Annotated in this window: 17 protein-coding genes and 1 riboswitch; of the genes, 13 read left to right on the top strand and 4 right to left on the bottom strand. The window is 71.1% G+C overall.

Annotated features, from left to right (window positions below; all coding sequences use genetic code 11):
• The first annotated feature begins 44 nt into the window (after positions 1-44).
• On the top strand, positions 45-1,739 hold the full coding sequence (locus ACH4SP_RS39925; RefSeq protein ID WP_398422964.1) for a flavin monoamine oxidase family protein: 1,695 nt from the start codon (positions 45-47) through the stop codon (positions 1,737-1,739).
• Between the two features lie 49 nt (positions 1,740-1,788).
• On the opposite strand, the gene ACH4SP_RS39920 is transcribed toward ACH4SP_RS39925, so the two are convergent.
• On the bottom strand, positions 1,789-2,517 hold the full coding sequence (locus tag ACH4SP_RS39920; RefSeq protein WP_398422962.1) for a DUF5995 family protein: 729 nt from the start codon (positions 2,515-2,517) through the stop codon (positions 1,789-1,791).
• Positions 2,518-2,882: 365 nt separating this feature from the next.
• Here ACH4SP_RS39920 and ACH4SP_RS39915 point away from each other — a divergent pair, with 365 nt between their 5' ends.
• The gene (locus ACH4SP_RS39915) at positions 2,883-4,007 is read left to right on the top strand and encodes a glycoside hydrolase family 6 protein (protein ID WP_398423148.1); all 1,125 of its coding nucleotides are present in this window, start codon (positions 2,883-2,885) and stop codon (positions 4,005-4,007) included.
• 137 nt (positions 4,008-4,144) lie between these two features.
• Here ACH4SP_RS39915 and ACH4SP_RS39910 read toward each other — a convergent pair whose 3' ends face one another.
• Entirely contained in the window at positions 4,145-5,542 is a 1,398-nt protein-coding gene (locus ACH4SP_RS39910; RefSeq protein ID WP_398422960.1) for a uracil-xanthine permease family protein, read from the bottom strand.
• 79 nt (positions 5,543-5,621) lie between these two features.
• On the bottom strand, positions 5,622-6,827 hold the full coding sequence (locus ACH4SP_RS39905) for an MFS transporter (RefSeq protein ID WP_398422958.1): 1,206 nt from the start codon (positions 6,825-6,827) through the stop codon (positions 5,622-5,624).
• Between the two features lie 129 nt (positions 6,828-6,956).
• On the opposite strand from ACH4SP_RS39905, the gene ACH4SP_RS39900 reads away from it, so the two are divergent.
• Complete coding sequence (locus tag ACH4SP_RS39900; protein WP_398422956.1) at positions 6,957-8,120, top strand: ROK family transcriptional regulator; 1,164 nt, start codon at positions 6,957-6,959, stop codon at positions 8,118-8,120.
• 39 nt (positions 8,121-8,159) lie between these two features.
• Here ACH4SP_RS39900 and ACH4SP_RS39895 read toward each other — a convergent pair whose 3' ends face one another.
• Entirely contained in the window at positions 8,160-10,544 is a 2,385-nt protein-coding gene (locus ACH4SP_RS39895; RefSeq protein ID WP_398422954.1) for a chitinase C-terminal domain-containing protein, read from the bottom strand.
• A 296-nt stretch (positions 10,545-10,840) separates the two neighbouring features.
• A riboswitch (FMN riboswitch) is annotated at positions 10,841-10,971 on the top strand.
• A 200-nt stretch (positions 10,972-11,171) separates the two neighbouring features.
• Between ACH4SP_RS39895 and ribD the strand changes: the two genes are divergently transcribed.
• The 10 genes from ribD to ACH4SP_RS39845 all read left to right on the top strand — a co-directional run bounded on the left by ribD (position 11,172) and on the right by ACH4SP_RS39845 (position 19,871).
• Complete coding sequence (gene ribD, locus ACH4SP_RS39890; protein ID WP_398423146.1) at positions 11,172-12,215, top strand: bifunctional diaminohydroxyphosphoribosylaminopyrimidine deaminase/5-amino-6-(5-phosphoribosylamino)uracil reductase RibD; 1,044 nt, start codon at positions 11,172-11,174, stop codon at positions 12,213-12,215.
• A gap of 2 nt (positions 12,216-12,217) precedes the next feature.
• Positions 12,218-12,850 (top strand): riboflavin synthase, encoded by a 633-nt coding sequence (locus ACH4SP_RS39885; protein ID WP_398422952.1) that lies wholly within the window; start codon positions 12,218-12,220, stop codon positions 12,848-12,850.
• Positions 12,847-13,506, top strand: a complete 660-nt coding sequence (locus tag ACH4SP_RS39880) for a nicotinamide riboside transporter PnuC (protein ID WP_398422950.1) — start codon at positions 12,847-12,849, stop codon at positions 13,504-13,506. Before ACH4SP_RS39885 ends, ACH4SP_RS39880 begins: the two co-directional genes overlap by 4 nt.
• On the top strand, positions 13,503-14,843 hold the full coding sequence (locus ACH4SP_RS39875) for a bifunctional 3,4-dihydroxy-2-butanone-4-phosphate synthase/GTP cyclohydrolase II (protein WP_398422948.1): 1,341 nt from the start codon (positions 13,503-13,505) through the stop codon (positions 14,841-14,843). The genes ACH4SP_RS39880 and ACH4SP_RS39875 overlap by 4 nt, the downstream gene beginning before the upstream one ends.
• A 25-nt stretch (positions 14,844-14,868) precedes the next feature.
• On the top strand, positions 14,869-15,354 hold the full coding sequence (gene ribH, locus ACH4SP_RS39870) for a 6,7-dimethyl-8-ribityllumazine synthase (protein WP_398422946.1): 486 nt from the start codon (positions 14,869-14,871) through the stop codon (positions 15,352-15,354).
• 35 nt (positions 15,355-15,389) lie between these two features.
• A complete protein-coding gene (locus ACH4SP_RS39865) occupies positions 15,390-15,671 on the top strand; it encodes a phosphoribosyl-ATP diphosphatase (RefSeq protein ID WP_355267536.1) in 282 nt (93 codons plus the stop codon).
• Positions 15,672-15,724: 53 nt separating this feature from the next.
• Positions 15,725-16,573, top strand: coding sequence for an ATP phosphoribosyltransferase (hisG, locus tag ACH4SP_RS39860; protein WP_398422944.1), 849 nt, complete (start codon positions 15,725-15,727; stop codon positions 16,571-16,573).
• A gap of 70 nt (positions 16,574-16,643) precedes the next feature.
• Positions 16,644-17,093: a PH domain-containing protein gene (locus ACH4SP_RS39855; RefSeq protein ID WP_398422942.1), complete on the top strand. Its 450-nt coding sequence runs from the start codon at positions 16,644-16,646 to the stop codon at positions 17,091-17,093.
• Between the two features lie 313 nt (positions 17,094-17,406).
• Positions 17,407-18,762 (top strand): hemolysin family protein, encoded by a 1,356-nt coding sequence (locus ACH4SP_RS39850; RefSeq protein ID WP_398422940.1) that lies wholly within the window; start codon positions 17,407-17,409, stop codon positions 18,760-18,762.
• Positions 18,759-19,871, top strand: a complete 1,113-nt coding sequence (locus tag ACH4SP_RS39845; protein WP_398422938.1) for a hemolysin family protein — start codon at positions 18,759-18,761, stop codon at positions 19,869-19,871. Before ACH4SP_RS39850 ends, ACH4SP_RS39845 begins: the two co-directional genes overlap by 4 nt.
• Positions 19,872-20,007 lie beyond the last annotated feature (136 nt).

Genomic DNA, 20,007 nt, shown 5'->3' with positions numbered 1-20,007 from the left:
CCGCCCCTTCTTCCCCGTTCCGTCCCGCAAGGAGTCCGTACCCCATGACGTCCACGGTGCCCACCGCCGTCCAGCACACCGACGCTCAGCCGCCGATCACCATGTTCGGTCCGGACTTCCCGTACGCGTACGACGACTTCCTCGCCCACCCGGCGGGGCTCGGCCAGATACCCGCGGCCGCGCACGGCACCGAGGTCGCCGTCATCGGCGGCGGACTGTCCGGCGTCGTCGCCGCGTACGAACTCATGAAGATGGGCCTCAAGCCCGTCGTCTACGAGGCCGACCAGATCGGCGGCCGGCTGCGCACCGTCGGCTTCGAAGGCCCCAGCACCGAGGGCCTGACCGCGGAGATGGGCGCCATGCGCTTCCCGCCGTCCTCGACCGCGCTCCAGCACTACATCGACCTGGTGGGCCTGGAAACGCGCCCCTTCCCCAACCCGCTCGCGCCCGAGACCCCCTCCACGGTCGTCGACCTCAAGGGCGAGTCGCACTACGCGGAGACCGTCGACGACCTCCCGCAGGTCTACCGCGACGTCGCCGCCGCCTGGAACGCCTGCCTCGAAGAGGGCGCCGACTTCTCCGACATGAACCAGGCGATGCGCGAGCGCGACGTACCGCGCATCCGTGAGATCTGGGCGAAGCTCGTCGAGAAGCTCGACAACCAGACCTTCTACGGCTTCCTCTGCGAGTCGGAGTCCTTCAAGTCCTTCCGGCACCGCGAGATCTTCGGCCAGGTCGGCTTCGGCACGGGCGGCTGGGACACCGACTTCCCGAACTCGATCCTGGAGATCCTCCGGGTCGTCTACACCGAGGCCGACGACCACCACCGCGGCATCGTCGGCGGCAGCCAGCAGCTCCCGCTGCGGCTGTGGGAGCGCGAGCCGCAGAAGCTCGTGCACTGGCCGCTCGGCACCTCGCTGAAGTCGCTGCACGAGGGCGACCCGAAGCCCGCCGTGACCCGGCTGAACCGCACGGCCGGAAACCGGATCACCGTCACGGACTCGTCCGGCGACATCCGTACGTTCCCGGCGGCGATCTTCACCGCCCAGTCCTGGCTGCTCCTGTCGAAGATCGCGTGCGACGACTCGCTCTTCCCCATCGACCACTGGACGGCGATGGAGCGCACCCACTACATGGAGTCCAGCAAGCTCTTCGTGCCGGTGGACCGGCCGTTCTGGCTGGACAAGGACGAGGAGACCGGCCGGGACGTGATGTCCATGACGCTGACGGACCGCATGACGCGCGGCACGTACCTCCTGGACGACGGCCCGGACAAGCCCGCCACGATCTGCCTCTCGTACACCTGGTGCGACGACAGCCTCAAGTGGCTGCCGCTGTCCGCGCAGGAGCGGATGGAGGTCATGCTCAAGTCGCTCGGCGAGATCTACCCGAAGGTCGACATCCGGAAGCACATCATCGGCAACCCGGTGACCGTGTCCTGGGAGAACGAGCCGTACTTCATGGGCGCCTTCAAGGCGAACCTGCCCGGCCACTACCGCTACCAGCGCCGCCTGTTCACCCACTTCATGCAGGACCGCCTCCCCGAGGACAAGCGCGGCATCTTCCTCGCGGGCGACGACATCTCGTGGACGGCCGGCTGGGCGGAGGGTGCGATCCAGACCGCGCTGAACGCGGTCTGGGGCGTCATGCACCACTTCGGCGGCAGCACGGACACCACCAACCCGGGGCCGGGCGACGTGTACGACGGCATCGCGCCGGTGGAGCTCCCGGAGGACTGATCGGCTTCGTTGGCGCAGCGGGTGACCCGTCGGCGCGGCGGGTGACCCGTCAGCGCAGCGGGGTGAGCAGGAAGCGCCCCACCAGTCCCACCCCCGCGTCCATCCGCTGGGTGAACTCCCCTGCCAGTTCGGGGAGTTCACGCAGTCCCCAGAGCACCCGGGCCGCCGACCACGCCGCCTCCCTGGCCCGCTCCAGGCTCCACGTCCCCACCAGGTGCGTCAGCGGGTCGGCGATCTCCAGCAGGTCGGGGCCAGGCATCAGCTCCTCCCTGATCCGCTCCTCCAGCGCGATCAGGGTGTCCCCGACCCGGTCGAACTCCGCCTCCACGTCGCCGGGCGCGCACCCCAGTGCCGCACACGTGTCGACCACGGCCAGGGGCAGGTCGTGCCCGATGTGCGCGTTGATCCCCGCGAGCGCGAACTGCAGTGGACGTACGCCAGGATGGCGCCGGTACTGGAACAGCGGGCGCCAGCAGGCAGGGGTGCGGCGGCCCGCGGCGGCGGATTCCACGGCGGCCAGATAACGTTCCGCGAACAGTACGTCCAGCGTGGCCGCGGCACGGGGGTCGGGGAATCGGCCGCCGCCGATCTGCCGGCCGATCTCCTCGGTCACCGTCAGATAGACGCGGTTGAAGACCGCGACCCCGTCGGCCGGGTGCCATCCGGAGTGCACCGTACGCATCCGGTGCGCGACGCCGTCCACGGCCGACCGTGGAGTGAGCTGCGCGGAGAGCCGTGTACGGTCCCTCTGAACTGCGAAGTGCTCGATCTGTGCCATGGGGGCAGCGTCCCAGTCATAGGCTTCGCACGACGCAGCCGGGCCGGGGCTTCCCCAGAACGAGGGAATGACGAGCCCCCGGTACCGGGGGGAAAGGGGGGAGTGCCACGGTGTCAGGCATACCAGGCCAACGCCGGAAGGGCCGCGCCGAGAGCCGGCGCGGGAACAGCAGGGCGGGCCGCGCCACGGGCGCGGCGAGCGCCGAGAGCGCCGCGACCACGGGCGACAGTGCCGCGACCACGGGCGGCATCGACGGCACGGACCAGTTGGTCGGTGCCGGCACGGGCTCCCGACGGGCGGCGCGAGCGGGCCGGAAACCCGGCAGGGGTGACAAGCGTGTGAACGCTTCCTCCCTCCGCGGTGCCATGGCCGTCCTCGCCTCGGCGGTGGTCGCCGTCGGTACGGTCAGCGGAGTCGTGTCCGCGACCTCGGGCGAGGGAGAGCGCACCACGGCGGCCCCCGAAGTGACGAGGGCGCCGGTGCTGCCACCGCTCCCCGCGGTACCCAGCCCGTCCCCGACCACCGCCTCGCCGTCGCCCACCGCCACGGCGACGAAGAAGCCGGTGGCCAAGAAGCCGGCGCCGCCGAAGAAGAAGCAGCAGCCGCCCCAGCACCAGAGCGCACCGGTCTCCGGCAGCCTCTACCTGCACCCGGAGTCGCAGGTCCTGGACTGGGTACGGGCCAACCGCGGGGACCCGCGGCAGTCGCTCATCCAGTCGAAGATCGCCGCACAGCCGGCCGCCGTCTGGTTCGCCGAGTACAACCCGAGCACCATCGCGGGCAAGGTCAGGGCGGTGACGTCGGGAGCCGCGGCGGCGGGCCGGGTGCCGGTCGTCGTCCCGTACGCGATCCCGGAGCGGGACTGCGGCGGCGCCTCCCAGGGCGGCGCGCCGGACTTCGACTCGTACGACTCGTGGATACGCAGCTTCGCGTCCGGGCTCGGCAAGGGCGACGCGATCGTCATCCTCGAACCCGACTCGATCGCCCAGACCGACTGCCTCGACGACGGCCAGCGGGCCAACCGCTTCGCCGCGCTCTCCCGGGCGGGCAAAGCCATCCACGCGGCCAATCCGAACGCCCGCGTCTACTTCGACGCGGGGCACTCCGGCTGGCACGCGCCCTCGAAGATGGCGGGCTACCTCCGCCAGGCCAACGCGGCGACCAGCAGCGACGGCATCTTCACCAATGTGTCGAACTTCCACCGCACGGCCGACGAGGTCCCGTACGCCCGCCAGGTCCTCTCCGCCATCGGCGGCCCGTCGTCCCTCGGCGCGGTCATCGACACCAGCCGCAACGGCAACGGCGCACCGGCGGCGGGCCAGTGGTGCGACCCGTCGGGCCGCGCGCTGGGCCGCCCGCCGACGACGCGCACGGGAGAGTCCCGGATCGACGCCTACCTCTGGGTCAAGCTCCCGGGCGAATCGGACGGCTGCAAGGGCTCGGCGGGCAGCTTCACACCGGACTACGCGGTGGAACTGGCGAACGGGTAGGGGGTACGGGGCGGGGCGGGCGGTCGTGGGGGGGGGCAGGCAGTTAGGGGCGCGGGGCCGTACTGGATCTGCGGCTCCGCCGCGCGGGCGCGACCAGCCACGACGCACCCGCACGACGCCCACCAGCCCCCGCAGGATCAGCTCTTCGGCTCGCCCCCCGCCGACTCCGAGTCGTAGGACGACGTCCCCTCGTCCAGCAACGGGGCCCCCTCCCGCATGTGGGCCGGCGCCAGTGCCCGCAGCACGTGGTACCCGGTGATCACCACGATCGTGCCCAGGGCGATCCCGCTCAGTTCGAAGCTGTCGGTGAACTTCAGGCTGACCCCGCCCACCCCGATGATGATCCCCGCCGCCGCAGGCACCAGGTTCAGCGGATTGCGCAGATCGACCTTCGCGTTGATCCAGATCTGGGCGCCGAGCAGCCCGATCATGCCGTACAGAATCACCGTGATTCCGCCCAGCACCCCACCCGGAATCGCCGCCACGACCGCCCCGAACTTCGGGCAGAGGCCGAACAGCAGGGCGAAGAAGGCCGCCGCCCAGTAGGCCGCCGTCGAGTAGATGCGGGTGGCGGCCATCACGCCGATGTTCTCGGAGTACGTCGTGTTCGGCGGCCCGCCCACCGCCGTGGACAGCATCGAGGCCGCGCCGTCCGCCGCGATCGCGGTACCCAGCTTGTCGTCCAGGTTGTCGCCGGTCATCTCACCGACGGCCTTCACGTGCCCGGCGTTCTCGGCGATGAGCGCGATCACGACCGGCAGGGCGACCAGGATCGCCGACCACTCGAAGCTCGGCGCGTGGAACGACGGCAGCCCGATCCAGTCGGCCTTGGCGACACCCGACAGGTCCAGCCGCCAGTGGTCGACGGCCGCGCCCCCGCCCACCGGCGAGTTGATCTTCCCGAAGACCTGGTCGAAGAGCCACGAGATCCCGTACCCGAAGATCAGCCCGAGGAAGATCGCGATGCGCGAGAGGAAACCGCGCAGCGCCACCACGGCCAATCCGGTGAACAGCATCACGAGCAGCGCCGTCCACTGGTCCTGCGGCCAGTACGTCGAGGCGGTGACCGGCGCCAGGTTGAAGCCGATCAGCATGACGACCGCACCGGTCACCACCGGCGGCATCGCCGCGTGGATGATCCGTGCCCCGAACCGCTGCACGGCGAGCCCCGCCAGGAACAGCGCGCCGCCCACCACGAACACCGCGCCGGTGACCGTGGCACTGTCGCCGCCGGTCGCCCGGATCGCGGCGGCCACGCCCACGAAGGACAGCGAACAGCCCAGGTAGGAGGGCACCTTGCCCTTGGTCGCGAGCAGGAAGATGACCGTCGCGACACCCGACATCATGATGGCGAGGTTCGGGTCCAGGCCCATCAGCACCGGGGCGACGAAGCTCGCCCCGAACATCGCGACCACATGCTGCGCACCCAGCCCCGCCGTCCGCGGCCACGACAGCCGCTCGTCGGGTCGGACGACGGCTCCTGGCGCGGGGGTGCGCCCGTCGCCGTGCAAGGTCCAGCGGACGCCGAGGCCCATGGGTGCTCCCGTTCAGCTCTGCAAGTGATCCGAATCGATCGAATTGATCGAAGCAAATGCTATGGCTGAAAAGGACTGCTCACTTCCCGCCCGACTGCGTACCCGACGCCGCCGCCGACTCCTTCGGCGCGGCCTCCCGGCCCGCCCCGCGCAGCACCTGGGCCCCCACCACGAGCCCGAACGCCAGCAGTGTCACCAGCCCGAACGACACCACCAGCGACGTCACGTCCGCGACCGCCCCGATCGCCGACGGCGCGAGCAGCCCCGAGGTGTAGGTGATCGTGGCGACGCCCGCGATGGCCTGGCTCGGGTTCGGCCCGCTGCGTCCGGCCGCCGCGAAGGCCAGCGGTACGACGACGGCGATCCCCAGACCCATCAGCGCGAACCCGGTCATCGCCACCGGCACGCCCGGAGCCAGCGCCACCAGCAGCCCGCCGACGGTCGCCAGCACCCCGCCGACGCGCACGGTCCTGACCGGTCCGAACCGGTCCACCACCTTGTCGCCCGCGAGCCGCGCCACCGCCATGGTCAGGGCGAACGCCGTCGTGGACGCCGCCGCGAGCCCCGGGTCCGTGTTCAGTACGTCCCGCAGGTAGACCGCCGACCAGTCCAGCCCCGAACCCTCCGCGAAGACGGCACAGAAGCCGACCGCACCGATCACCACCGCCGACTTCGGCGGCAGCGTGAAACGCGGCGGAGCCTCCGCCTCCGGTGCGCTCTGCAGATCGAGTACGCCCTGGCAGGCGGCCAGCCCTGCGGCGGTCAGCACCAGCGCGGCGAGCAGGTGGTGCAGCCGTGCGTCGCTGCCCAGGTGCGCGGCGAGCGTGCCGCCGGCCGAACCGATCAGCGCGCCCACGCTCCACATGCCGTGCAGCCCGGACATGATCGACTTCCCGAGCCGGTTCTCGACCTCGACGCCCAGCGCGTTCATCGCCACGTCCGACATGCCCGCGCTCGCGCCGTACAGGGCGAGTGCCGCGCACAGCGTCCAGATGTTCGGCGCCAGTGCGGGCAGGATCAGCGCCAGCGTCCACATGGCGAGGAGACCGCGCAGCGCGTTGCGGGCGCCGAACCGGTGGCTGATCGCTCCGGCGAGCGGCATGGTCAGGGACGCGCCGATCGCCGGGAAGGCGAGCGCCAGACCGAGCTGGCCCGCACTGATCGAGGTGTGGTCCTGGATCCACGGGATGCGGGTGGCGAAGCTGCCGGTCACCGCCCCGTGGACACAGAAGACGGCTGCGATGGCGTACCTCGCCCGCTTCAACCGTTCCGTACCGAATTCCATGTCTCCCTCTCACGCCCCTGGTTCTGCCGATCGCCCCTTGGTTCCGCTGCTCGGGCCCCTCGGTCTCCGTATCGCGCCGTAAACTATCAGGAAGCCTGCCTGATAAATAGATCTGGAAGGATCTGGCCCATGCCCGCCTCCCCGAGCACCGCCCGCGCCATCAACGACCGGCGTGCCCTGCACCTGCTCCAGGAGGAGGGCCCGTTGACCGCAGGACAGCTCAAGGCCCTCACCGGACTCTCCCGTCCCTCCGTCGCCGACCTCGTCGAACGCCTCCAGGGCGAGGGCCTGATCGCCGTCGTCGGCGAGGCCGGCGCCGAGCGCCGCGGGCCCAACGCACGGGTGTACGGGATCGTCGCCGAACGCGCGTACCTGGCCGCCCTGGACGTACGGACCGACAGCGTCGCCGTCGGCGTCGCCGACCTCCTCGGCCGGACCCTCGCCGAGGCGACCCTGACGATGGGGGAGGACGTACCCACCGAGCAGGCGGTGGAAGCGGCCGTCGCCCTGCTGGAACGCACCGCCCGCGGGGCAGGGGTCGCCGCCCTGCACACCGTCGGCATCGGCGCCCCCGGCCTCATCGACCCGGCGACCGGGGAGCTGCGCGACTCCTCGGGTCTGCCGGCCTGGCACCGCAGACTCATCGCCGTACTGCAGGGACGGTTGCCCGCCGCCGTCCTCGTGGAGAACGAGACCAACCTCGCGGCCGTCGCCGAACAGCGGCTCGGCGCCGCCCGCGCGCACGACACCTTCGTCTTCCTGTGGCTGGGCAAGGGCGTGGGGGCCGCCGTCGTACTGGACGGCAAGGTGCGCAGAGGGGCGTCGGGCGGTGCGGGCGAGATCGGGTTCCTGCCGGTTCCCGGGACGGCGGGGCTGCCCTCGGCGACCGGTTGCGAGGGGGGTTTCCACTCCCTCGTGGGGGAGGCGGCGGTCCGCGCGCTCGCGCAGGCGCACGGTCTGCCCGGAGCTGTGGACGGGGCCGCGGTCATCGCCGGCGCACTGGAGGCGGGCGAGCGGGCGGAACCCTTCCTCGACGCCCTCGCGGAGCGCCTGGCGCTGGGGGCGGCCTCCGTCGTGGCGGTCCTCGACCCGGGCTGCGTGGTGCTCGGCGGCGAGATGGGTCTGGCCGGCGGCAAGGTCCTGGCCGACCGGGTCGAGGCACGACTGGCTCAGCTCTCCCCGCTGCGCACCGAGGTGCGGGCCGGGGCGCTCGGCGGCGGCGCGGTGCGGGACGGCGCGCTGCTCATCGCCAGGGAAGCGGCCCAGGAAGAACTCTTCGCCCCGGCGGGCTGACAGCCGGGGCGAAGAGGCGGGCGGGGGACGTCAGTGGGTTCAGCAGGTACCGAGGTCCTGCCAGACACCCCATTCACCGGTGGTGCCGGGCTCGGCGCCCTGCGTCCACCACTTGGCCTTCCACTGGTGCCCCTTGTGCGAAACGGTCACTCCACTGCCGTACGCCTTGTCCGCGACGTACGCGGGCGCGGCGCACGCACCCGGGGTCGGCGTGGGCGTCGGCGTCGGGTCGGGACCGGGACCCGTGCCCGTCCCCGGCTCGACGGTCTCGGTGCCGCGCGCCAGGTCCCCGGCGAGGGCGTACGACGTGCCGCCGATGTTCACCGTCCAGTTCCACGGCGTGGAGACCGGCAGGTAGTAGTTGAACGACAGCTCGACCGAAGCGCCCGGTGCCAGCGCCTGCCACGCGGGAAGCTTCAGCGAGGCCCGGTGGAAGTCGCCCTTCAGGCCCCCGACGTTGCTGCCGGTGTGGTCGCTGCTGATCACCCCGGTGCCGAAGCCCGACTGGTCGGAGGCGTTGGCAGGGGCCGCCGTCGAGTAGTCGAACTGGAACTCCGTGCCGCCCGGAAGGGACGTCTTCGTGTTGTTGGTGATCTTCAGCTTCGGCGTGATCGGGTAGTTGGAGTCGCCGAGCTTGAAGTCCCCGAACTCCACGCCGATGTTCACGGCCTTCTTCGGCAGCGCCTTGTTCGAGACGGAGGCGCCGTACGGCTTGGCCGCCTTGAACTTGTCGTACATCAGCGAGGTCAGCGTGGAACCGGTCTCGTACTGGCCCTTGGCCGCGTTCCAGCCGTAGTCGCCCGCCAGCTCCCAGATCATCGTGCCGCCGATGCCCCGGTCCACCACGTAGTCGGCCTTGGCGCCGATCGACTGCTCGTCCTCCGTCGACAGGAAGACCTTCTTGTCGGCGTTCCAGAGCCACGGCGCGACCAGCGAGGAGTCGTACTTGCGGACGTAGGCGCCGGTCAGTTTGGTGTCGGCGGGGAAGCCGTACTTCGTGACGTAGTCGCCGACGATCCCCTTCTCCAGGTTCTTCGCGTGCCACATCGGGTTGGAGCCCGCCGGGGACTCCTTGCCGTTGTCGTCCTTGTCGTGCCAGAGGTTGTCGATGCCGACGGCGCCGTCACCGCACTTCGTCAGTCCTGACCCGGCCGGGCAGCTGGTGGCCGCGGCCTTGCCCCACAGGCCGTCGGTGCCGCCCTGCACGTTCTTGTGGCCGCGTGTGTAGTACGGCAGACCCACGTTGATGCGTCCCGAGGGCATCGAGCCGCGGAAGTAGTGGTAGGCCCAGTCGGTGTTCAGATAGCCGATTCCGCCGTACTGCGCGCTGCCGTAGACGTTGGCGGCGGCCAGTTCGCCGTCCTTGCCGTTGTCGAAGAGCGAGGCGTTCGGGCCGACGTGCTCGTTCCAGGCGCCGTGCAGGTCGTAGGACATGATGTTGACGTAGTCCAGGTACTTCTGGACCTGGAAGGTCTCCATGCCGCGCAGCAGGTAGCCGGACGAGGGGGCCGCGACGGTCAGCAGGTAGTGCTTGCCGTCGGCGGCGCCCGCCGCGTCGAGCTTCTCGCGCAGGCTCTTCATCAGCGCCGCATAGCCCTTGACCAGGCCGCCGCGCCGGGCGTTGGAGATCCCGAAGTCGGCCGGGTGGCCCGCGTCCTTCATCGTCGTCGGGTACTCGTAGTCGATGTCGACGCCGTTGAAGCCGTACTTCTTGATGAAGGAGACGGCCGAGTCGGCGAAGGTGTTGATGCCGGCCTGGTTCACCGAGCCGTCGGCGTTGGTGGCCATCGTGTAGAAGCCGCCGGAGCCGACGCGCTTGCCGTCCTCGCCGAAGTAGCCGCCGGTCTCGGCCCAGCCGCCCACCGACACGAGGGTCTTGACGTTCGGGTGCTTCTTCTTGAACTTGTTCAGCAGGTTGAAATGGCCCTTGTAGGGGAGTGCGGGGTCCATTTCGGCGCCCGCGACACCGGGCCAGGTCATCCCGGTGGCGGCGTTCTTCTCGCCGTCCGCGCCGACGGACAGCTTGTTGGCCCCGTCGATGTGCCCGAACGCGTAGTTGAGGTGGGTGACCTTGTCCCAGGGGATGTCGGACGCCAGGTAGGAGGGCAGGCCGTCCTTGCCGGTGCGCCAGCCGGTGAAGTAGCCGATGACCCGGCGCTGGTGGTCGGCGCCCATCTTCTCGCGGCCCTCGGTGTCGTAGACCGAGCAGTAGGGGACGTCGACGCCCGGTGTCCTGTAGAGCCCGTCAGGTCGACAGGACTCGTTGTTCACGGCGGCGGGGGCGGGGGCCGCGGCAGGGGCGGCGTTGGCGGAGAGCGTGCCGGCGAGGAGTGCGGCGAGAGCGGTGGCCGCGGTGCCCGCGGCGAGCAGGGAAGCCCGGGCGCCGAGGGCGCGGGATCGGGTGGATCTGGTGGGGGACAGCACGTCAGGTCCTCCTGTGGAGGCTCAGCGTCACACGACGGTACGGGGATGGGTCCGTGTTGCGTGCCCGGGGCGTGCGCACACCTGGCGGGCTGTCTCCTGGGAGTGACGCAGACGTTAAGAGGACTAGACCAGCACGTCAATAGGTCTGGACCATTGGATGTGACTCGCCCCACATGTCTCCCGGTGCACCCTGTGTCCCTGAGCGCGACCCGGCTCGCCCTTGTCTGTGAGTCACCCCACAACTCCGTCAGGGCATGCCGCCGATCAGTCGTGGCACACTGACCGTGTACCAGCAGCAGCGCACTCCGGGGTCGGTGTAATTCCGAACCGGCGGTTATAGTCCGCGACCCGGTCACCTCCAGTGACCGGTTGACCAGGTGTAATTCCTGGACCGACGGTGAAAGTCCGGATGGGAGGCAGTGCGCGGCGGGCCCTCACAGGTCTTTTTCGGTACGCCGCCGTCGGCGGGCGCCCCCTACCCGGGGAGGCCCCTCTTTCCCGGCCCGGCGTCGCCGTTGACGTACCCGTGATTCGCCCGCTTCATCTGTCGTCATCGACAGGCCCCGGAGTCCGTGCCCGAAGAGGCAGGAGGACCCGGTGGCAACCGCCGCAGCCGATCAGACCGCGATGCGCCGAGCCGTGGAGCTCGCAGCACGCGCACTCGGCGCCACCAGCCCCAATCCGGTCGTCGGATGTGTCATCACCGACGCCTCCGGCGCCCCCGCGGGCGAGGGCCACCACCAGCGGGCGGGCGGCCCGCACGCCGAGGTCCACGCCCTGCGGGACGCCGGGGAGCGGGCCAGGGGCGGCACCGCGTACGTCACCCTGGAGCCCTGCAACCACACCGGCCGCACCGGCCCCTGTGCACAGGCCCTGATCGACGCCGGAATCGCCCGCGTCGTCTACGCCGTCGCCGACCCGAGCCCGCAGGCCACCGGGGGAGCGGACACCCTGCGCGCGGCCGGCGTCCAGGTCGAGCACGGCCTCCTCAAAGAGGCGGCGGCGGCCGGGAACGCCGCCTGGCTCACCTCCGTACGACTGCACCGTCCGTACGTCCTGTGGAAGTACGCGGCCACTCTCGACGGCCGCATCGCCGCGGCCGACGGCACCAGCCGCTGGATCTCCTCGGCCGAGTCCCGCGCCGACGTGCACCGGCTGCGCGCCGAGGCCGACGCGGTCGTGGTCGGCTCGGGAACGCTGCGCGCGGACGACCCGCATCTCGCCGTGCGGGGCATCGAGGGCGCGGTGCAGCCGCTGCGCGTCGTCCTCGACACCCACGCCACGATCAAGCCGGGGGCCCGGGTCCTGGACGACGCGGCGCCGACGCTGATCGCGGTCGCCGAGGACGCGAAGACCGACCTTCCCGACGTCCTGCGACTGCCCCGCACCGGCTCGGGGCTCGATGTGTCCGCCCTGCTCACCGCGTTGTACGCACGCGGAGTCCGCTCCGTGCTGCTCGAAGGCGGGCCCACCCTCGCGGGCGCGTTCGTCGCGGCCGGAGCTGTCGACAAGGTCGTCGGCTACCTCGCCCCCGTACTCCTCGGCGCGGGCCCCGCCGCCCTCGCCGACGCCGGAATCACCACGATCGCGGACGCGTTGCGCCTGGATGTGACCGAGATGGTCCGCATCGGCCCCGACCTCCGCATCACCGCCACCCCCAAGGGAGCCTGACCGTGTTCACCGGAATCGTCGAAGAACTGGGTGAGATCACCGCCGTCGAGAACCTCGGCGACTCCTCCCGCTTCCGCCTGCGCGGCCCCCTCGTCACCGAGGGTGCCAAGCACGGCGACTCGATCGCCGTCAACGGCGTCTGCCTGACCGTCGTGGACACCGCCGACGGCGAGTTCACCGCCGACGTGATGGCCGAGACCCTCGACCGCTCCAGCCTCGGCGCCCTCGCCGTCGGCTCGCGCGTCAACCTGGAGCGCCCCATGGCGCTCGGCGGGCGTCTCGGCGGCCACCTCGTCCAGGGCCACGTCGACGGCACCGGCACGATCGTCGACCGCGAGCCGTCCGAGCACTGGGAGATCGTCAAGGTCGCGCTCCCGGCCGGGCTCTCGCGGTACGTCGTCGAGAAGGGCTCCATCACTGTCGACGGCGTCAGCCTCACCGTGGTCGAAGCGGGCGACGACTACTTCACCCTCAGCCTCATCCCCACCACGCTCGCGCTGACCACGCTCGGCATCAAGCAGGCGGGGGACCCGGTCAACCTCGAAGTGGACGTACTCGCCAAGTACGTCGAGCGACTGCTCGGCGCGCGGGAGAGCGACACCTCCGGCGACAGCTCGAAGGAGACCGTGCAGTGAGCGCCCTCGACTGGCTCAACTCCGAAGCCTTCACCGCCTTCGGCCAGCACATCCTGTGGTCCGACATGATCGGCAACAGCATGGGCCTGCTGGCCCTCGCGCTCGGCTGGCGGCGCTCCATATGGAGCTGGCCCGCCCAGCTCCTGTCCGGCCTCATCCTGGTCGCCGCGTACGCCTCCGTGCACCTCGGCGGCGGAGTCGGCAAGCAGCTGCTGGTCATCGGCGTCGCCGTGTGGGGCTGGCGGCAGTGGCAGCGCGGCAAGCAGCAGGCGCAGGACGGGACGATCGCCGTCCGCTTCGCCACCTGGCGCGAGCGGGGTCTGCTGCTCGGCGGCGCGGCCGTCGGCACCCTCGCCGTCGGCGGCCTCTTCACGCTCTTCCCGTCGCTGTCCTGGAGCCCGTGGGCCGACGCGTACATCTTCGTCGGCACCCTCGCCGCGATGGTGGCGCAGGCCCGCGGCCTGGTCGAGTTCTGGTTCGCCTGGCTGCTCGTCGACCTCGTCGGCGTCCCGCTCGCCTTCTCCAGCGGACTCGCCTTCTCCGGTCTCGTCTACGTCATCTACTTCGTCGTCGTCATGTGGGGGATGCGGGACTGGTGGCTGCGCTCCCGCGCCGCTGCCGCCACCGCGCCCGCCCTCGAAGGAGCCACGGCATGACCACCGCCCTGACACCCGCCCCGTACGACACCCGGGAGGCACCGGTGATCGACGACCTCCAGGGAGACCTGGCACTCGACCCCGTCGAGCAGGCGATCCGCGACATCGCGGCCGGTCGCCCGATCGTCGTCGTCGACGACGAGGACCGGGAGAACGAGGGCGACCTGATCGTCGCCGCCGAGCTGATCACTCCCGAGATCGTCGCGTTCATGATGAGCGAGTGCCGCGGCCTGATCTGCGCCCCCATGGAGGGCCCGGAGCTGGAACGCCTGGCGCTGCCGCAGATGGTCGAGCACAACACCGAGTCCATGCGGACGGCCTTCACCGTCTCCGTCGACGCGTCCGGCGCGCACGGGGTCACCACCGGAATCTCCGCCTCCGACCGTGCCGCGACCCTGCGGCTGCTGGCCTCGGGCGACAGCACCCCCGATGACTTCGTACGCCCGGGCCACATCTTCCCGCTGCGCGCCCGCCCCGGCGGCGTCCTGGCCCGCGACGGCCACACCGAGGCCGCCGTCGACCTGGCCCGTCTCGCGGGACTGCGCCCGGCCGGCGCCATCGTGGAGATCGCCGACGAGAACGGCGTGATGCTGCGGCTGCCCGAGCTGGTCCCCTTCGCCCGCAAGCACGGCCTGACGATCATCTCCATCGAGGACCTGATCGCGTACCGCCGCGCCACCGAGGCCCCCGAGGCGGTGCGGCCCCCCGCGGCCGCCGTCCGGCGCGAGGCGGAGGTCCACCTCCCCACCTCCCTCGGCGACTTCACCGCGTACGGCTACCGCGCCGGCGACGGCGTCGAGCACGTCGCCCTGGTCCACGGCGAGATCGGCGACGGCGAGGACGTCCTGGTCCGGCTGCACTCCGAGTGCCTCACCGGGGACATCTTCCACTCGCTGCGCTGCGACTGCGGCCCCCAGCTCGACGCCTCCATGCGCCGCGTCACCGAGGCCGGCCGCGGCGTCGTGGTCTACCTGCGCGGCCACGAGGGCCGCGGCATCGGCCTGCTGTCCAAGCTGCGCGCGTACGAACTCCAGGAGCGCGGCGTCGACACCCTCGACGCCAACCTCGAACTGGGCCTGCCCGCCGACGCCCGCGACTACGGGGCCGGTGCGGAGATGCTCACCGACCTCGGTGTGCGCAGTGTGCGTTTGATGACGAACAACCCGGACAAAATCACCGCGCTGGTACGACACGGACTCACCGTCAGCGGACGCGAGGTCATGCCCGTACAAGCCAGTGAGCACAATCTGCGGTACCTGCGCACCAAGCGGGACCGGATGGGCCACGACCTGCCCTGGCTGGACGGCGCCGCCGCCCCCACCTGCGGCAACCAGTAACCACAGCAAAGAGGAGAGAACCAGCGTGAGCGGCAAGGGCGCACCCGAACTGAGCGTGAAGAACTGCAGCGACCTGCGGGTGGCGGTGATCGCGGCCCAGTGGCACGAAAAGATCATGGACGGACTCGTCGACGGCGCCCTGCGCGCCCTGCACGAGCTGGGCATCGACGAGCCCACCCTGCTCCGGGTCCCCGGCAGCTTCGAACTCCCCGTCGTCGCCAAGGTCCTCGCGGGCCGCGGCTACGACGCCATCGTCGCCCTCGGAGTCGTCATCCGTGGCGGCACCCCCCACTTCGAGTACGTGTGCCAGGGCGTCACACAGGGCCTCACCAAGGTCTCCGTCGACACCGGCGTCCCCATCGGCTTCGGCGTGCTGACCTGCGACACCGAGGAGCAGGCCCTCGACCGCGCAGGGCTCGTCGGCTCCGTCGAGGACAAGGGGCACGAGGCCGTCACCGCGGCCGTCGCCACCGCCACCACACTGCGCACGGTCGCCGAACCCTGGCGCTGAGCGCCGCAGGGGGACCCCGTACTCTAAGGACCATCATGGCGAACAAACCTCCCAAGAGCTTCGAAGAGCTCTTCACCGAGCTCCAGCTCAAGGCCGCCAACGGCGACCCCAGCACCTCCCGTACCGCCGAGCTGGTGGAGAAGGGCGTGCATGCCATCGGCAAGAAGGTCGTCGAGGAGGCCGCCGAAGTCTGGATGGCCGCCGAGTACGAGGGCAAGGAAGCCGCCGCCGAGGAGATCTCGCAGCTGCTGTACCACGTCCAGGTGATGATGGTCGCCCGCGGGATCTCGCTCGACGACGTCTACGCCCACCTCTGAGCACGCCTTCACCCCGCTCCGCAACTCCCTTCGCACCAAAGGAAGCTGACCTCATGCTGCGCATCGCCATCCCGAACAAGGGCTCCCTCTCCGGACCTGCGTCGGCGATGCTCCATGAGGCCGGCTACCAGCAGCGCAAGGAGTCCAAGGAGCTCGTCCTGGTCGACCCGGAGAACGAGGTCGAGTTCTTCTACCTCCGGCCCAAGGACATCGCGATCTACGTCTCGGCCGGCCGCCTCGACATCGGCATCACCGGCGAGGACCTCCTGATCGACTCCGGGGCCGGCGCCGAGCCGATCCTCCCGCTCGGCTTCGCCCGCTCCACCTTCCGCTTCGCCGCCAAGCCGGGCACCGCCACCTCCGTGGAGGACCTGGTGGGCAAGACGATCGCCACCTCGTACGAGGGCATCGTCGCGAAGTTCCTCGCCGAGCGCGGCATCGACGCGTCCGTGGTCCACCTGGACGGCGCCGTCGAGACCGCCATCGAGCTGGGCGTCGCCCAGGTCATCGCGGACGTCGTGGAGACCGGCACCTCGCTGCGCAACGCGGGCCTGGAGGTCTTCGGCGAGCCGATCATGACCTCCGAGGCCGTCGTCATCCGCCGTACTGGCGCGGAGACGGACGACCCCAAGATCCAGCAGTTCCTGCGCCGCCTCCAGGGCGTCCTGGTGGCCAGGTCGTACGTGATGATGGACTACGACTGCCGGGTCGAGCACCTGGAGCAGGCCGTCGCCCTCACCCCCGGCCTGGAGTCCCCGACGATCTCCCCGCTGCACCACGAGGGCTGGGTCGCGGTCCGCTCCATGGTCGCCGCCAAGGAGGCCCAGCGGATCATGGACGACCTGTACGAGCTGGGCGCGCGCGCCATCCTCACCACGGCCATCCACGCCTGCCGGCTCTGACACCTCCGCCCGCCCCGCCTTCCGCCCGCCCCGCCTTTCCTCGTACGTACGCAGAAGGATGCCGTCCGCCGTGTCGCAGCCCGAACTCCCCGCCCTCCCGGTCACCTTCCGGCCGAACCGCACCCGGGCGGTCCTGCTGACCGTGGGGGTGGCGCTGTTCGTCGTCGTCTCGGCGGTCGGTCTGATGCTGGAGATGCTCAGCCCGGGCGAGCGGGTGAGCTTCATCTTCACCGGCGCGCTCCTCTTCGCCGTCCTGCTGCTGCTCAGCCGCCCCAAGGTCGTCGCCGAGGAATCCGGGGTCACCGTGGTGAACCTCACGACGAAGCGGCGCCTGGAATGGGCCGAGATCCTGAAGGTCAACCTGCGCCCCGGCGACGCCTGGGTGTTCCTGGATCTCAGTGACGGCACCAGCCTGCCCGCCCTCGGCATCCAGCCCGGCATCGCCAAGGAGCAGGCCATCCGCGACGCCCGCACCCTGCGCGCCCTCGTCGAGGCGCGGAGCACCACGCACAGCGACTGACCGGAGCCGCATCCGCCGTCCGGGCCCGGAGCCCGGTCGAGGACGGGTAACCCAGTCGAGGACGGGAACCCGGTCGTGGCCCGGCCCCGGTTCCCGGCCCGGGGCGTACGGACACTCACCGGCTGAGCCCCTGCCGTCGCACCGGCAGTCTTGTCTACTCTGTGGGGTGGGGCGCCAGGCGCGCCCCACCCCGCTCAGTACGGCCCTCGTGGCCCGCGGGGTCGCACCTTCGACCCAAGGAGTGACTCCCTCCAGCAATGGACGGATCGTCCGGTAGTACCTGCGCCGCCCCCTCGCCTCTTGAGGCGGCGGCATGACCATCCCGCTACTGCTGCTCGCCGCAGCGTTCCTCCTGATCCTCGCCAACGGCTTCTTCGTGGCGGCCGAGTTCGGCCTCGTCACGGTGGAGCGGCCCGAAGCCGAACGCGCCGCCGCAGCGGGCGACAAACGAGCCCGTACGGTCGTGAAGTCCCTGCGCGAGCTGTCCTTCCAGCTCTCCGGCACCCAACTCGGCATCACCCTCACCTCCCTGGTCGTCGGCATGCTCGCCGAGCCCGCGCTCGCCGCGCTCCTCGACGGGCCGCTGACCGCCACCGGGATACCGGCGGGCGCCGTCTCCGGCATCAGCGTCGTCATCGGCATGCTGCTGGCCTCCGCCGTGCAGATGGTGATCGGCGAACTCGTGCCCAAGAACTGGGCGGTCGCCAAACCGCTCCAGGTCGCCCGCTTCGTGGCCGGCCCGCAGTACCGCTTCTCGACCGTGTTCCGGCCGGTGATCTCCCTCCTCAACACGGTCGCCAACCGCCTCGTACGGGCCCTGGGCGTCGAACCGACGGACGAGCTCGCCTCGGCCCGCACGCCCGGCGAACTCGTCTCCCTGGCCCGGCACTCGGCGCGGGCCGGAACACTGGAGCAGGACACCGCCGACCTGTTCGTACGGACCCTGTCCCTCGGGCACCTCACCGCGCAGCACGTGATGACGCCGCGCGTGAAGGTCAGCTCCCTCCAGTCGTCCGCGACCGCCGCCGACGTCCTCAACCTCACCCGGGCCACCGGGCTCTCGCGCTTCCCCGTCTACCGGGAGCGCATCGACGAGATCGTCGGCATGGTGCACCTCAAAGATGCGCTCGCCGTCGCCGCGCACGAGCGCATGCGCGTCCCCGTCGGCCGGATCGTCGTACCACCGCTGCTCGTACCGGAGACGCTGCCCGTGCAGCAACTCCTGGAACGGCTGCGCAGCGAGCAGCCGATAGCGGTCGTCGTCGACGAGTACGGCGGCACCGCGGGCGTCGTCACCCTGGAGGACATCGTCGAGGAACTCGTCGGCGAGGTCCGCGACGAGCACGACGCCGAGGGCGCCGACCGGCCCGAGCTGGCCGCCGTCGCCCCCGCCGACGACGGCAGCCCGTCCTGGGAGGCCGACGGCAGCTGCCGGGTGCTCACGTTGCGCCGGATAGGGCTCGACGTCCCCGACGGCCCGTACGAGACGGTGGCGGGCCTGGTGGCCGACCTGCTCGGCCGCATCCCGGCCCCCGGCGACCGGGCCGAACTGCCCGGCTGGAAGCTCTCCGTACGACAGGTGGACCGCTACCGGGCCGAGCGCGTGCGCCTGGTGCGTACCGTCGCCGCACCGCCGCGTGCCAAGCAGCTCACGGAGGCCGCACGATGAGCGCAGTCCAACTCCTCCTCGCGCTGCTCCTGGTCCTGGCGAACGGCTTCTTCGTCGGCGCCGAGTTCGCGCTCGTCTCCGTACGCCGCAGCCAGATCGAACCTCTCGCGGCGAGCGGCTCCGCGCGGGCCAAGCAGGTGATGTACGGGCTTGAACACCTGCCGCAGATGATGGCGGCGGCCCAGTTCGGCATCACCGTCTGCTCGTTGACGCTGGGCGCGGTCGCCGAACCCACCGTCGCGCACCTCCTGGAGCCGCTCTTCCACGCGGCCCACGTGCCCGCCGGGCTGATCCACCCCCTCGGGTACGCGATCGCCCTCGCGGTCGTCGTCTCCCTCCACCTCGTCATCGGCGAGATGGTGCCGAAGAACCTGGCGATGGCGGCCCCCGAGAAGACCGCGCTGTGGTTCAGCCCCGGTCTGGTCGGCTTCGCCCGGCTGTGCCGGCCGGTCACGGCGGCGCTCGGCTGGTGCGCCCGCATGGTCCTGAAGCTGTTCCGGGTGGAACCCAGGGAGGAGGTCGAGTCCGTCTTCACCAGCGAACAGCTCAACCGCCTGGTCGAGGACTCGGGCCAGGCCGGTCTGCTGGAACCCGGCGAGCAGGAGCGCCTCGAAGACGCCCTGGAACTGGGCAGCCGCCCGATCACGGACGTCCTGCTGCGCAGGGCGACCCTGGTGACGGTCGACCCGTCGGTCACCCCGCGCCAGATCGAGGAGCTGACGGTCCGCACGGGCTACTCCCGCTTCCCGGTCTGCGCGAACGGACCCACCGGCGCCTTCATGGGGTACGTCCACGTCAAGGACGTCCTCGACCTGGACGAGGCCGAGCGGGCGGTGCCCCAGCAGGTGTGGCGCCCGATGACGACGCTGCGCGCCGAACTCCCGCTGGACGACGCCCTGTCGGTCATGCGCCGTGCGGCCACGCACCTCGCGCAGGTGGCGGACGCGACGGGCCGTGTGCTGGGGCTCGTCGCGCTGGAGGACGTACTGGAGATGCTGGTGGGAGAGGTACGGGACCCGGCGCACAGGGTCGCTGCGCCGGCTGCACCGGTGTCTGCTCGGCTTGCTCAGCCGAGGGTGGAGGCGGAGTCGGGGGTGCTGGCGGGGTAGCGGGGTGCTGGCGGGGTAGCGGGGTGCGGATGGGTGGCCGCGCCTGCGGCGGGCCGGGAGTCTTCGTGCGGGTTCGTTGTGGCTGGTCGCGCAGTTTCCCGCGCCCCTTGATGCCGGCCCCGTGCCCTTGACGGGG

The sequence above is a fragment of the Streptomyces sp. NPDC021093 genome (assembly GCF_044333135.1).
In the GTDB taxonomy this organism is placed as follows: domain Bacteria; phylum Actinomycetota; class Actinomycetes; order Streptomycetales; family Streptomycetaceae; genus Streptomyces.
The sequence above is the reverse complement of the archived record's forward strand: the minus strand, read 5'-3'. Positions and strand labels throughout refer to the sequence as shown.

Bases quoted from the DNA above. Each gene is read 5' to 3' on its own strand.
- ACH4SP_RS39925 (WP_398422964.1), top strand. From the start codon at position 45: ATGACGTCCACGGTGCCCACCGCCGTCCAGCACACCGACGCTCAGCCG.
- ACH4SP_RS39920 (WP_398422962.1), bottom strand. From the start codon at position 2,517: ATGGCACAGATCGAGCACTTCGCAGTTCAGAGGGACCGTACACGGCTC.
- ACH4SP_RS39915 (WP_398423148.1), top strand. From the start codon at position 2,883: ATGGCCGTCCTCGCCTCGGCGGTGGTCGCCGTCGGTACGGTCAGCGGA.
- ACH4SP_RS39910 (WP_398422960.1), bottom strand. From the start codon at position 5,542: ATGGGCCTCGGCGTCCGCTGGACCTTGCACGGCGACGGGCGCACCCCC.
- ACH4SP_RS39905 (WP_398422958.1), bottom strand. From the start codon at position 6,827: ATGGAATTCGGTACGGAACGGTTGAAGCGGGCGAGGTACGCCATCGCA.
- ACH4SP_RS39900 (WP_398422956.1), top strand. From the start codon at position 6,957: ATGCCCGCCTCCCCGAGCACCGCCCGCGCCATCAACGACCGGCGTGCC.
- ribD (WP_398423146.1), top strand. From the start codon at position 11,172: ATGCGCCGAGCCGTGGAGCTCGCAGCACGCGCACTCGGCGCCACCAGC.
- ACH4SP_RS39875 (WP_398422948.1), top strand. From the start codon at position 13,503: ATGACCACCGCCCTGACACCCGCCCCGTACGACACCCGGGAGGCACCG.
- ACH4SP_RS39865 (WP_355267536.1), top strand. From the start codon at position 15,390: ATGGCGAACAAACCTCCCAAGAGCTTCGAAGAGCTCTTCACCGAGCTC.
- hisG (WP_398422944.1), top strand. From the start codon at position 15,725: ATGCTGCGCATCGCCATCCCGAACAAGGGCTCCCTCTCCGGACCTGCG.
- ACH4SP_RS39850 (WP_398422940.1), top strand. From the start codon at position 17,407: ATGACCATCCCGCTACTGCTGCTCGCCGCAGCGTTCCTCCTGATCCTC.
- ACH4SP_RS39845 (WP_398422938.1), top strand. From the start codon at position 18,759: ATGAGCGCAGTCCAACTCCTCCTCGCGCTGCTCCTGGTCCTGGCGAAC.